Source organism: Pedobacter yulinensis, from assembly GCF_003029735.1.
Lineage (GTDB): Bacteria > Bacteroidota > Bacteroidia > Sphingobacteriales > Sphingobacteriaceae > Pedobacter > Pedobacter yulinensis.
The window spans coordinates 200214-212251 of record NZ_KZ686270.1 but is presented as its reverse complement, the minus strand read 5'-3'; the positions used below and the strand labels follow the sequence as shown (position 1 = coordinate 212251).

The following is a 12038-nucleotide window of genomic DNA, read 5'->3' as shown; positions in this document are numbered from 1 at the left end:
CCATGCTGACGCTTGATGCAACGACGCTTGGCCCGGCGGCCCTGCAGAATTACCTGCAGTACGCCATTGCACCGCGTCCGATCTGTTTTGCTTCCACCATAGATGCGGCAGGGCAGGTTAACCTGAGTCCTTTCAGCTTTTTCAACCTTGTTGGTACCAATCCGCCGATTTGCGTTTTTTCGCCGGCAAGGCGTGTGCGTGACAACACAATTAAACACACGCTTGAAAATGTGCGGGAGATCGCTGAATGTGTAATCAATATCGTCAGTTACGACATGGTGCAGCAGACCAGCCTGGCCAGTACAGAATACGGTAAAGGTGTGAATGAGTTTTTAAAAGCCGGCTTCACCATGCTGGAGGCTGAGACCGTGCGTCCGCCGCGCGTGGCCGAAGCGCCCGTGCAGCTCGAATGCGTAGTAAACCAGGTCATTCCGCTGGGCGACGGTCATGGCGCCGGAAACCTGGTCGTTGCTGAAATCAGGCGCATTCATATCCGCGAGGAGGTACTTGACGGGGAAGGGAAAATCGATCAGCTCAAGCTGGATCTTGTGGCGCGGCTGGGTGGCGACTGGTATTGTCGCGTAACCCCCGAAAGCCTGTTTAAAGTTCCCAAGCCGCTTACATCGCTGGGTATTGGGGTTGATGCCCTGCCACCTGCCGTGCGCAGGTCGAAGGTCCTGACAGGCAATGACCTGGGCGTACTGGGTAACCTGGCGTCCGTGCCAGGCGAAGATGCGCTCGAAGCGTTTCGCCAGCGTGAAGATGTAAAAGACATCCTGGATGCGACGATCGGCGATCCCTCGAACCGCGAACGGGAACTGCACGAACTGGCCCGGACATACCTGCAGCAAAACCGGCCTGAAGAGGCGTTGATGGTGGTGATGGTTTAAAGGGGAAGACGGAAACAGGAGTCTCAAACCAGGCTGAGGCGGCCTGAGCTGACAAAGAGCAAGGAATAAAGACCAAGGATTGCATGCCTGATCCCCGGCGCCCGCCAGGATGATCATCAACCACGATCTTCCGCTTGCCGCAATTTTAAACTGAGATATGCCGCTTGTGCCACAGCATAGCAGGCCCTGGCGCGCTGTGCAGGGGTATGCTGCCGCACGCACCGGATCGAAATGACGGTGAGAAATTGTACAAGGAATTTCCGGGTTGCGCAGGACTTTGGATGAAATCAGGCATCCGGAATCAAGAAATCAGGATTGCCTCCCCGGCACCAGGAGCATGCCTGAGCCGGCTTACAGCAAGCTCACGACTTTCATTAGCCGCCGCTTGTAGTACCCTTCGTTCAGGCTCGTAATGGTTACACCTTTCTCCCGGCCCGAACTCGAATGGATAAACTCCACCTCGCCATTATTTACAGAAGTGATGATCCCAACATGACCGATACGCCTGACGCGGGAATTGGTACCCGTGAACAGAATCACATCGCCGGGTTTGGCGTCGGCCAGTTTTACAGGTTTGCCGGCCTGCGCATACTCGTGAGAAGAACGGGGTACCCTGAAACCGAAATTACGAAACACATAGGTTACAAAGCCCGAGCAATCAAATCCTTTTGACGGACTGCCTGAAGCGTACCGGTAAGGAACCCCAATCAGGTCCTTGGCGAAATCAAGGACCACATCGGCTGTTGCCCGCTTTCCCGTGATCTTATTGATCACATTTGTAACCACATTCTGGTAGTATACCTCCTGCAGTGACTGCGATTTTGCCTGGATAGAAAACAAGCCTGAGAGCAGTAAGATTACAAATAGTTTGTTCAGCATTAAAACAAAAATAAGCCTTTGAGCCATTGGTTCAAAGGCTTATTTTTCCACATTCAGCTGGTTTGTTGAAATGCTTCTGCTTGACAACTAAGGAGTTGTTACAGCTACAGGCAGGACTTTTCCGTTAAAGAACTTATGGCCGGTGCGAGCGAAGTCGGCAACATATTTTCCCATTTCAAAGGCCATAACCGGCGATTGATAACCCGGAAAAGCCTGTTCCAGCATCTCGGTCTGCGCCGAACCAAGTGCCAGGCAGTTAAACCTGATACCGGCCTCAGCATGCTCGTAGGCCAGGCATTCGGTCAGCGCATGCAGAGCAGCCTTGCTGGCTGAATAAGCAGAAAGCCCTGGAAATTTTACGCTGCCCTGGTACCCGCCCATGCTGCCAATGTTCAGCACATGGCTGCCGCTCCTCAGCAGCGGAAAGGTGTTTTTGATCATCCTGAAGTGGCTGATCAGGTTACTTTCCAGCATCAGCCCCAGGTCTTCCTCGCCTGTTTCAGCAAAAGGCTTGTTGACAAGTGAGCCGGCATTATTGATCAGCACATCGATATGGCCCAGGTGTTCTTCCAGGAAGGGAAGCAGGGCGGCATAATCATCGTGAACGATGTCGAATTCGACAGGCAGCACCGTACACTCGGGACTCAGGCCCCTGGCAATTTCCAGCAGTCTGCGCAGTTTGTCGGCCGAGCGCGCAATCGCCACGATTTTATTGGCGGGGGTCAGTGCCAATTCCAGGACTGTCTCGAAACCGATCCCGCTGCTGGCACCCGTGATAACTATATTCATGTGTAGAAAGTAAAGGCAGGTTCGCTGACCGAACCTGCCTGTTTTATTCGTTCATTAATTGGGTAACGGGGTTTTCAATTACATGGAAACCGTCGTTGATGAGTTTGGCGTATTCTGGTTCGCTGGCCGCTCTGAGCTCAAGGTAAATGCGAATCTCTTTCTCCAGCTCGGGATTGATCTTCATGAAGTGTAAAATCTCAAGAATCTCCATTGGCAGCAGCCAGTCTGTCCGGTAGTCGGCTTTGAGTTTTTCCCAGACCAGAGGAAGTTCAGCATAACCTTCCTGGTTTTCCCGGCAGTTGCGTACCTGTTGGTACAGCTCATGCAATCTGCGTGTTTTGTCGGTGTACGTTACTTTTTGGGTCAATTTGTCGCTGACATGGGTAATGGTTTCAAACTTGTCCTTATCGGCCGCTCCGTTAAATACCGAGACAATCTTTTCACCAACGGCCATATCGTACATGCCCCATTCAGGCCTGAACAGGATATTGCCCAAATGATCGGTTACCTGGCATGCCTCGAAACCGATCAATAGAACCTTGCCCGCTCTGCGCAGCACATATTTCACAGTGCCTTTTACCTCGATGCCGCTTTCAAAGCGCAGGTTTGCCTCACGAAAAGGTACAATGCCCGCGGCCGCCAGATCCTCGTCAGAAAAATCTTCGAGCGGGGCCTGGTTATCTTTCAGCCGGCCTACCGGCGATGAAAAACCTTCCTGATGGTAGGCTTTTCCATGACCTTCGAGCTCTGCGTAGTCGAATGCAAGCGCCGTTGCACCGGTCGTTCTGATAAATGTCAGTTGATCAGCCGGGTCGATGCCCATATCTGTAAACACACCGCTGACCTGCAGTCCGGAGCTGTAAACCGCCGTCGCAGGGTTTTTGCATTCAATGGCCTTTACAATGCTTTCTGCACCACCTTTTCTGAAAGCCATCGTGTTTGCGAATGCCTCCAGAACGTCAATGAGATTCTGAAAGGTAGGGGTCACAAAAAGCTGCGGCTGGTTCTGTGTTATATCGTAAGCATAATTTATGGTGTCGAGGTTGTACCATAGTTTTTTAACGTCTGGCTGCATGCAGGTGTAACTTTCGCCGATCGAGGAAAGCAGGCCTGCGCCGTAAATTTTCGGGTTCTCCAGCGTTCCGATCAGACCATACTCGACCGTCCACCAGTGCAGCCGGCTCAGTAAAGCCATTTCAGAAGGCTCACCCATATCTTCAGAGATGTTTTTCAGTTGTTTTTCCGCTTTTGCAATTTCTTCCTGGCTTGCATCGGAGGCCTCTTTCAGGATAGACAGGTGGCGGATGGCCTCGTACAACTCAAAGTCTTTCGACGAAAACATGGCTTTTGCGCCAATCGATCCGAAATAACTCAGGTAATTGTTGTAATCGGTATCTGCAATGATGGGTGCATGCCCGGCCGATTCATGGATGATATCGGGAGCCGGTGTGTACTCGATGTGGTTAAGCTGGCGAATGTCTGCAGCAATGACCAGCACCCTGTACGCTTGGTATTCCATAAACGCGGCAGGGGGGATGAACCCATCGACAGTAACGGCGCCCCAGCCAATCTGCCCAAGGCTATCATTCATGATCTGCAGGTCAGGGATGCGTTCTATACTGAGGCCGGCACGCTGGAGTCCTTTAATGTATGGATAAAACGCAACATCTTTCAGGTAACTGTAGTTTTGCCGCATTACGTAACGCCACACTGCCTGGTCTATAGGTGTGTATTTTTCATAATGCTGCTCTACAATGAACTGTTTGAGATGCCTCGGTAGCCTCGCTACCTGCGGATTATTGAAATCATTAAAGTCACTCATTGTTGCGGTTTGAAAATTCTCAATCTGATTCTTGCGAAAATAGGCCCTTGTGCCTAGTAATCCAAAAAAACGGGTGGCGCGTCTGTCAAAAAACAATGTTAACGCGTATTTTTACGAAAATGATAAAAAATCTGACCTGCACAACTTTTTTGCATGAACCATGACAAGCCCGCTCTGCTTGCCGCGCTGCGTGTCAAGCTCTCGAAAAAGAAAATTGATCACCTGGCTGAAATGGCTGCCGCCGGCTATGCGGCCGGCGATGTGTTCGAATTGTGCTTTCACGACGAACAACAGGTTGCTTTTAGGGCTGCATGGATCCTGGAAAATATTTTTATCCGCTACCCGGACAGGTTTTCTGCTGTGACTGACGCCTTTCTTTCCCGCTTTCACGAACAGCAAAACGCCTCAGCCCGCAGGCATTTTGCCAAGATCCTGTCTCTCCTGAGCCGGCCGGCTTCGGTTTCAGCGCATGCGCTGCATTTTGATGGAGAAGCTGGCCAGCGCCTTGTCAGTACGGTATTTGACTGGCTGATTGACGAGACGGTTGCCGTAGCAGTTAAAGCCCATTGTTTGCAAATCCTGGCGAACCTGGCAAGCCGGCAGCTCTGGATTGCTGAAGAGCTGCGGCAAACGATCGCCTATCTGCAGGACCGCGAGAGCATCGCCTTTTTTGGCAAAGCCAGGCAGGTGCTTCGGCAACTCGGAAAAAATGCAGCAACAGCCTGAATCTGACCGTTCTTTTTTCGTGGATCTGCCGCCAGATTCGTAAATTCGTGTACATCTCAGCGCTGAGCCATGTTACACACTGTTTACCTTTTTTCCGTATCCGTATTGCCCATAGTTTTTGTGGTTTCGCTGGTGGCAGGCCTTTGGTGGCGCCACCGCGACTGGTTCTGCCTGCAGCCAGAACGCTGGCTGGATGAACCGACGATGCTGGTGGCTGAAAAACAGATCGGGCAACATTTTACCAGGAATTGGGAAAACGCCTACATCGAAGTTCCCTTCAATGGAGAAAGGGTAGGTGGGTATCTTAGCATCTGCCGGGATGGCCTGTACACGTTTTACCTGAAAGGCAAACGCATCCGGGTGGCCTTGCGAAAGCAACAGGGTGGCTGGCTGCCCGCCTGCAGGTATGCCCCCGGCAGTTTCCAGAGCCGGTTTGCCAGGCACCTTGGTTTGTTCCTGGAAACCCGGCTGTTCAACTGAAGCCCCATGAACGCTGCAAAATAAAAAAAATCAGCCTTTTCTGGCGGGGTTCGTATTTAAAGCGAAATTTATTGTTAGTTGGTCATATTTCTCAACATGCTGCCCAGGTCCAGGCTAATGCCATCGCCGAGGCTGAAAGATGAACTGTCTTGCTCCTCACCATCTGTGGTGTGGCTCGAGAACGACAGTAAGCTGCCGACGCCGAGATTGGCCATGAGGTTTGATGCGTTTGAAGAATCGCTGTGTCCAGACAGACCACCACCGTTATTGACTTCATTTCCTGTTCATTCAACTCTTGAATTTTCATAACTGTAGATTTAGTTTCGCTACTCTTTCAGGTTTTCGGCTTTCGCTCAGGTTTTTGTTTCCTGATCGCTCAGGTACCGTAATAACATCCATGTCTTTTAAAATGATTTATAAAGCTTTCATTGTCAAATATATATAATGAATGGTTTGTCCCGGTAAGTTGTGGTTTGAGCAAAACCCATGAGTTTAATGCGCAACCTGAAAAATCAGTGTAGTGCCAGCATACCTGCGCGGGTTTTTGTGTTCATGTTTTTTCCTTATATTTGAAACCTTATCTGTTTCCTGCTGTTGGGTAAAGCAAATACCTGATGAGCTGCCCATCTCTCCCGGCGGGGAACCAGGTCATTCATTTAAAATCAGAAAATATTGGCATTAAAAAGAAGAAGCACCAACAGGGGGCCGCGTTTGCCCTTCAAGAAAAAGGAAGCTGAACACCGCATTAACGAATTTATTACCGCGACCGAAGTAAGGGTTACCGGCGAAAATGTTGAGCAGGGAATTTACCCCCTTGCCGAAGCCAGGAAAATGGCCGAAGCACAGGAGTTGGACCTGGTCGAGATTTCACCCAACGCGCAACCCCCGGTTTGCCGGATTGTCGATTACAGCAAATTCCTTTACGAGCAAAAGAAAAAGCAGAAAGCGATCAAGGCTAACGCGAAACAAACGGTGATTAAAGAGATCCGTTTCGGCCCGAATACCGATGACCACGACTTTCAGTTTAAACTGAAAAACGCAAAAGGTTTTCTTGAAAACGGTGAGAAGGTTCGCGCCTATGTCCATTTCAGAGGCCGTGCCATCGTTTACAAGGAGCGTGGCGAAATTCTCCTGCTCAAATTTGCACAAGCGCTCGAAGACTTTGCAAAAGTAGAACTGATGCCCAAGCTAGAGGGAAAACGCATGTTTCTGACCCTGGCACCAAAAGCGTCAGCCAAATAACAAAGGCCTGTTCAGGCGGCACATCCGCGCAGCGTTTCTGGCGCTTCAGGGCTTGGTGCAACCGGAACAGGCCTCTTTAATTAAAGCAGGATCTGGCTGCTGATCTCTTTATCTATACTGATGTATCCCGGATAGGTAACCGGCGTATTGCCCAGCATAATGGTGGGCTTGATCTTAATGGTCAGCAGGCCCAGGACCTCATTGTCTTTTGATTTCTTCTGCAGTGCGCTGAGCACCTTATTTGCCACATCTGCATTCGAAACCAGGTTATATACATTACTGGTCAGGTTTACCGGAATAACGGTAGTCTGCCCGGGGGCGATACTGAATCCGTTTGTAACCATGCCTTCTGCCAGGTCTTCCCGGTTTACCTGTATCTTGTATTCGAACCGGTTAATGGCAGCTGTGCTGCCGGTTGGATTGCTGATCTCAAGGTTTAGCCTGGCATCGAGCGGCACGTTCTTTCGCAGCAGGCCAAGTGCCAACCCCGGAAGTCCGGCAAGGTTCAGGCGCTCACCCCTGATCAAAGACGTAATATCGGTGCCGGCCACCCTTACGTTTTCTGCGCTCACTACCCTGAATTTGCATTTTTCGAGCACTTTTACCTGTTGTGCCTGTCTGTTTACGCCACAGGCGGCAAAGACCAGCACTGTGGCAAATAGCATCATTAATTTTCCTGTGTATTTCATTGTGTGCTTTTTAATGTTTGTTCACAGGAGCAATGCCAGTGCCGAAATGCTTTTTGAAAAAAAAATAGCGGGTATGCATCAAAATTTCTATATTGCTTAAACGTGTAAACACATAAAATTTGAACCATGAGAAGTTTTATAGCAGGTTTGCTGAGCCTCACCTTGTTTAGTCCCGCGGTCTTATCTGCCCAACAGGTGGTCACCACCGTCAGTGAGCTGCAGGAGCTGACTGATTTTTCGCGATTGCCGAGGTACAGGCCGGGCACCAGCCTCCGGCAATTTTCATCTTACGACCGTACAGGCAACAATGATGACGGTTTCAGCGGCAAATATTCTTTTATCCGCAAGGAAAAAGACAGCAGCCTGGTTATTTTCGAGGCAAAGGGGAAAGGAGTCATTAACCGGATCTGGACACCGACGCCTACAGATGACCTGGTCGATTTTTATTTCGACGGGGCGATCAAGCCTGGCCTTACCATTCGTTTTTCGGACCTGTTCTCGGGCAGGGTGATGCCCTTCCTGGCTCCGCTTACCGGAAACCAGGTGGGCGGTTATTTCTGCTACCTGCCCATTCCTTTTGAAAAGGGTTGTAAAATTGTTTTCCGTGGCAAGAAACTTGAGTTTTACCAGATCCAGTACCGGAGCCTCGGCAAGTCCGAGCGGGTGCGAACATTCAATAGCCGCGACGCAGCACTCCCGGCGGCGGTTGAAAAGCTCGCACAGCGCTGGACCGCGGCCGACCGGTTTATGGCCGGCACGAAAGATGTCCAAATCATTTCATTTGACCAGGTTGTCGAACCCGGTGGGTCCCTGGTGCTCGCGCGGCTAAGCAGTCCCGGGCGCATCGTTGGCATTGAGCTTGACCAGGCTGCGGCTTATGCCGGGTTAAACCGGCAAGCCGATCTGAAATTTACATGGGACGACGAAGCGCAGCCGGCTGTTTATGCGCCGGTAGCTGATTTTTTTGGTTATGCTTTCGGTAAACCCTCTATGCAGAGCCTGATGCTGGGCAGCGCGGCACAGGTCAACTATTGTTATTACCCTATGCCGTTCGCAAAAAAGGCGAGAATAGAATTATTGTACCGCAAGGCTGATGTTGGCAAGCAGGAGTCGCTTCGTGTAAAGGGCAGAATCTACCTCAGGCCGGAAGGACTGAACGCGGCGAGGGAAGGGCGTTTTTATGCGTTCAGAAACCGCCAGCAGCCTACACAACCCGGACAACCGCATGTGCTGCTGGCTGGTCAGGGCCGTGGGCACTATGCCGGAACCATTCTGCAGGCACAGGGCCTGGAACCTGGAATGACGCTTTTTTTTGAAGGCGATGACCAGACTACCGCAGATGGCGAACTGACCATGCATGGCACCGGATCAGAAGACTACTTTAACGGCGGCTGGTACGCCATGCTTGACCGCTGGGACCGCGCAATGAGTTTGCCCCTGCATGGGTCGCTCGACTATTCGCTGCCTTATTCACGTACCGGCGGCTACCGGCTTTTTCTGACCGACAAGATTCCATTTATGCGCAGCTTCAGGCATACGATCGAGCACGGTCCGGAAAACAACAATAAGCCGGGCGATTATACGTCTATGGCATTTTACTATGCAGACCAGCCTCTGGCTACTGGGCAGGCACCCACCAACGCGACCACAGGCACGTATCTGCCCGACACCATGACGCTTTATCCGCAACTGATCAACTACAGTTTTGCAGGGGCCATGACCGTAGAGGGGGAAACCATTACCGCGAAAGACGGGGGAGCGGTAAGAATTGATCTGCAGGAGCTACCGGCAGGAGGTTACCGCCTGCTGGCTGATGCGGATGAACTGCCCGACGGCGCTGAAGTCACCATATGGCAGCGGCAGACCCGGGTCAGTGAACCCATTTCTTTCCGGGCTGCAAGCCGGAACGAGCAGCGTATGCGTTACCTGTGTGATGTAGTGGTAGATGATTTCCGCAACAGCGTGACCTTTCATTTTAAACGCGACAAAACGAATAACAAATTGCACATTCGCCGGCTCATCCTGGTCAAAAAAACCGCTGAAAAGGCGATGCAGTAATAGCAGGCAAGCAACGTAGCGGGGCTGGCACAGCGCCAACGGTTTCGGGGTTAAATTCCTGAGTCCAGGGCCTTGTCTTCCCGGTCACTGAACTTTTCCTCATCAAAATCTTCGGAAGAGCTGCCGGTGTGCGATTGGGTATCGCCGGCAGGCTTTTTATACAGGTCGCCTGTAAAGGCGTCATCGCTCAGGGAATCATAACCCTGCGTTCCGGTGTTGTCATGGCCGTCGCGCGGACCCCCGTTGGCTGCTGTCTGCTCATCCAACTGGTTGCGCAGTGAATTGTTTTTAATGGCCTTCTCTTTATCAGGGTTGTTCAGGGGCTTTTCCATGGTCATGTTTTTACAGTTCAACAACCTGACAGCCGTTTGGTTTGTCTTTGATTGGATGCTGTTGAAAAAGAATGACACAGGATTTACCGGTTCTTAACCTGAAAGGCCGTACTTTTGCTTAGTGTATTTTTTACACTAACTAAGCTTCGGTCATGAAAAAGACGTTACTGCCACTTACCCTTGGCGGGCTCGGTATAGGAATTACAGAGTTCGTGATGATGGGTTTGCTTCCCGACATTGCAAAAGACCTGCAGATCACCATACCGCAGGCAGGTCACCTGATCTCTGCCTATGCGCTGGGTGTGGTTATCGGTGCGCCGCTGCTCGTGGCAATTGCAGGGAAATATCCGCCAAAAAACATATTAATTGTGCTGATGCTGATGTTCACAGTGTTTAACGGTTTGTCTGCCTTCGCCCCAGACTATACGATGCTGTTTCTCTCAAGGCTGTTTTCCGGGCTTCCGCACGGTGCCTTTTTTGGTGTCGGATCGGTAGTCGCCAGCCGCATTGCAGACGAAGGTAAATCTGCCCAGGCAGTGTCTATGATGTTTGCCGGGTTAACGATCGCCAACATTGTCGGGGTGCCCTTGGGTACATATATCGGGCATCATTATTCGTGGCGCTTTTCGTTCGCCATCGTTGCTGTGGTTGGGCTGCTTACGGTATGGAGCCTGAAAGCCTGGCTTCCGGCGCTGCAGGCGGCCAAAGACCGGAATCTGCGGCAGGAACTGAGCTTTTTCGGTAAAGCCGAAGCGTGGCTGATCATCCTGATGATCTCTATCGGGACAGGCGGCCTCTTCTGCTGGTACAGTTACATCGCGCCGTTAATGACCAGCGTAGCCGGATTTTCGAGCAGCGCCGTGACGTATGTACTGGTTCTGGCCGGCACCGGCATGATGGCAGGAAATTTTATAGGCGGCAAACTGGCCGATCGGTTTTCGCCCGGCAGGGCATCCATGCTGCTCCTGTTAACCATGACTGTTACGCTCGTCATTGTTCATTTTGTGTCACACCTGCAGATACCGGCGCTGATTATGACTTTTGTTACAGGGGCCGTAGCCTTTGCGCTGGCAGCACCGATTCAAATGCTCATGATCAATACGGCTAAAGGCTCTGAAATGCTGGCCGCGGCTGCCAGTCAGGCAAGCTTTAACATCGGCAATGCCCTCGGTGCGTTTCTGGGCGGTTTGCCTTTGGTGTACGGCTTTGGGTACACGGCACCCGCTACCGTAGGGGCAGGCATGGCACTCGCTGGCGCCTTCTTTGCGTTTATGCTGCTGAGAATGGTTCGTTCAGGAAAATCCCAGGTAAAACGATCGGAAAAGGCGGGTACATCGGTCGGAGAGCCCTGCATGAGCGTCTGACGGGCTGCAGACCTACAGGTAAGTGCCCGGCAATATTTCCCAGGCCCAGGGCTTTTTAAACGTGAGAAATGTGCGCATCGGCTCGTCTCGCAGGCTTTCGCGGAACGTGGCGTTACCTGAAGCCCGGCTATGGATGCTTCCGCTAACGACCTCAACCTCCTGTAATATGAAATCAAAACTTCTCGATGTCATTTCGCCTGTCTCCTGGTGAAAGTATTCGCTATTGGCCGCGGTAAGGACCCATGCCGTTCCCTTATAGCGAAACTGGTAATCCAGGTTCCAGCGCCAGCTGTTTCCGCCTGAGAAACGCATGCGAAGTGCACCTTTGTCGATGCTGACATCCCGGTAGGGATCTCCGAGTTTGCCCCCCTCGCTCGCGCGCAGCACAAAATCGTTGTTTTGCAGCGCCAGGCGCAGCAGCGCTTTGTTCTTTGTTGCAAAATAGGCGGCCAGCATACGCGGACGCTGGTGCTCTGCAATGATCTCGGTGGTGTTATCGCCATAAGCCCGGTGCTCGCGTACCGCGTTCCGGTGCTCGAGTACCAGCACCACATCGCTCACCTGGTCGCCGTTCAGATCGCCATAGGCCGTGTCGATCGCGTACCAGTTTTTTGGAATCAGGTCCTGCAAATTCATGCCAGCCTTTTTTAACGCAGGGAAAACAAAAGGCTGCTGGGCAGGCAGGCTGACAACCAGACAAGAAACGAGCAACAGGATCAGCAGGTATTTCATGTGTACATCATAATCAAAACTCCCCTGCAGACATT

The 12038-nt window shown here is 51.6% G+C and carries 13 protein-coding genes; 6 read left to right on the top strand and 7 right to left on the bottom strand.

What is annotated here, in order from left to right:
• Positions 1-2 precede the first annotated feature (2 nt).
• Complete coding sequence (locus tag C7T94_RS15430; protein ID WP_107216306.1) at positions 3-890, top strand: flavin reductase family protein; 888 nt, start codon at positions 3-5, stop codon at positions 888-890.
• 351 nt (positions 891-1241) lie between these two features.
• On the opposite strand, the gene C7T94_RS15425 is transcribed toward C7T94_RS15430, so the two are convergent.
• From C7T94_RS15425 to C7T94_RS15415, 3 genes are all read right to left on the bottom strand, one after another.
• Positions 1242-1769, bottom strand: coding sequence for a C40 family peptidase (locus tag C7T94_RS15425; RefSeq protein WP_107216305.1), 528 nt, complete (start codon positions 1767-1769; stop codon positions 1242-1244).
• Between the two features lie 87 nt (positions 1770-1856).
• Positions 1857-2558 (bottom strand): SDR family oxidoreductase, encoded by a 702-nt coding sequence (locus C7T94_RS15420; RefSeq protein ID WP_107216304.1) that lies wholly within the window; start codon positions 2556-2558, stop codon positions 1857-1859.
• A 43-nt stretch (positions 2559-2601) separates the two neighbouring features.
• On the bottom strand, positions 2602-4380 hold the full coding sequence (locus tag C7T94_RS15415) for an aromatic amino acid hydroxylase (protein WP_107216303.1): 1779 nt from the start codon (positions 4378-4380) through the stop codon (positions 2602-2604).
• A 153-nt stretch (positions 4381-4533) separates the two neighbouring features.
• On the opposite strand from C7T94_RS15415, the gene C7T94_RS15410 reads away from it, so the two are divergent.
• Together C7T94_RS15410 and C7T94_RS15405 are read left to right on the top strand one after the other, a co-directional pair.
• Entirely contained in the window at positions 4534-5106 is a 573-nt protein-coding gene (locus tag C7T94_RS15410; protein ID WP_107216302.1) for a hypothetical protein, read from the top strand.
• A 69-nt stretch (positions 5107-5175) separates the two neighbouring features.
• On the top strand, positions 5176-5586 hold the full coding sequence (locus C7T94_RS15405) for a hypothetical protein (protein WP_162618730.1): 411 nt from the start codon (positions 5176-5178) through the stop codon (positions 5584-5586).
• Positions 5587-5660: 74 nt separating this feature from the next.
• Here the strand turns inward: C7T94_RS15405 and C7T94_RS19655 are convergent, their stop codons facing one another.
• Positions 5661-5801, bottom strand: a complete 141-nt coding sequence (locus tag C7T94_RS19655; protein ID WP_239495038.1) for a hypothetical protein — start codon at positions 5799-5801, stop codon at positions 5661-5663.
• Between the two features lie 457 nt (positions 5802-6258).
• On the opposite strand from C7T94_RS19655, the gene infC reads away from it, so the two are divergent.
• Entirely contained in the window at positions 6259-6828 is a 570-nt protein-coding gene (infC, locus tag C7T94_RS15395) for a translation initiation factor IF-3 (RefSeq protein WP_107216300.1), read from the top strand.
• 80 nt (positions 6829-6908) lie between these two features.
• Here the strand turns inward: infC and C7T94_RS15390 are convergent, their stop codons facing one another.
• Positions 6909-7517 (bottom strand): LEA/WHy family protein, encoded by a 609-nt coding sequence (locus C7T94_RS15390; protein WP_107216299.1) that lies wholly within the window; start codon positions 7515-7517, stop codon positions 6909-6911.
• Positions 7518-7643: 126 nt separating this feature from the next.
• Here C7T94_RS15390 and C7T94_RS15385 point away from each other — a divergent pair, with 126 nt between their 5' ends.
• A complete protein-coding gene (locus tag C7T94_RS15385) occupies positions 7644-9575 on the top strand; it encodes a glycoside hydrolase family 172 protein (protein ID WP_107216298.1) in 1932 nt (643 codons plus the stop codon).
• Between the two features lie 50 nt (positions 9576-9625).
• On the opposite strand, the gene C7T94_RS15380 is transcribed toward C7T94_RS15385, so the two are convergent.
• Positions 9626-9907 carry a hypothetical protein gene (locus C7T94_RS15380; RefSeq protein ID WP_162618729.1) on the bottom strand — a complete coding sequence of 94 codons (282 nt, stop codon included), beginning with the start codon at positions 9905-9907 and terminating at the stop codon, positions 9626-9628.
• Positions 9908-10059: 152 nt separating this feature from the next.
• Here C7T94_RS15380 and C7T94_RS15375 point away from each other — a divergent pair, with 152 nt between their 5' ends.
• Positions 10060-11271 (top strand): MFS transporter, encoded by a 1212-nt coding sequence (locus tag C7T94_RS15375; protein WP_107216296.1) that lies wholly within the window; start codon positions 10060-10062, stop codon positions 11269-11271.
• A 12-nt stretch (positions 11272-11283) separates the two neighbouring features.
• On the opposite strand, the gene C7T94_RS15370 is transcribed toward C7T94_RS15375, so the two are convergent.
• Positions 11284-12003: a hypothetical protein gene (locus C7T94_RS15370; protein ID WP_107216295.1), complete on the bottom strand. Its 720-nt coding sequence runs from the start codon at positions 12001-12003 to the stop codon at positions 11284-11286.
• Positions 12004-12038 lie beyond the last annotated feature (35 nt).

Bases quoted from the DNA above. Each gene is read 5' to 3' on its own strand.
- C7T94_RS15405 (WP_162618730.1), top strand. From the start codon at position 5,176: ATGTTACACACTGTTTACCTTTTTTCCGTATCCGTATTGCCCATAGTT.
- C7T94_RS15425 (WP_107216305.1), bottom strand. From the start codon at position 1,769: ATGCTGAACAAACTATTTGTAATCTTACTGCTCTCAGGCTTGTTTTCT.
- C7T94_RS15390 (WP_107216299.1), bottom strand. From the start codon at position 7,517: ATGAAATACACAGGAAAATTAATGATGCTATTTGCCACAGTGCTGGTC.
- C7T94_RS15420 (WP_107216304.1), bottom strand. From the start codon at position 2,558: ATGAATATAGTTATCACGGGTGCCAGCAGCGGGATCGGTTTCGAGACA.
- C7T94_RS15380 (WP_162618729.1), bottom strand. From the start codon at position 9,907: ATGGAAAAGCCCCTGAACAACCCTGATAAAGAGAAGGCCATTAAAAAC.
- C7T94_RS15430 (WP_107216306.1), top strand. From the start codon at position 3: ATGCTGACGCTTGATGCAACGACGCTTGGCCCGGCGGCCCTGCAGAAT.
- C7T94_RS15370 (WP_107216295.1), bottom strand. From the start codon at position 12,003: ATGAAATACCTGCTGATCCTGTTGCTCGTTTCTTGTCTGGTTGTCAGC.
- C7T94_RS19655 (WP_239495038.1), bottom strand. From the start codon at position 5,801: ATGGCCAATCTCGGCGTCGGCAGCTTACTGTCGTTCTCGAGCCACACC.
- C7T94_RS15385 (WP_107216298.1), top strand. From the start codon at position 7,644: ATGAGAAGTTTTATAGCAGGTTTGCTGAGCCTCACCTTGTTTAGTCCC.
- C7T94_RS15410 (WP_107216302.1), top strand. From the start codon at position 4,534: ATGAACCATGACAAGCCCGCTCTGCTTGCCGCGCTGCGTGTCAAGCTC.
- C7T94_RS15415 (WP_107216303.1), bottom strand. From the start codon at position 4,380: ATGAGTGACTTTAATGATTTCAATAATCCGCAGGTAGCGAGGCTACCG.
- C7T94_RS15375 (WP_107216296.1), top strand. From the start codon at position 10,060: ATGAAAAAGACGTTACTGCCACTTACCCTTGGCGGGCTCGGTATAGGA.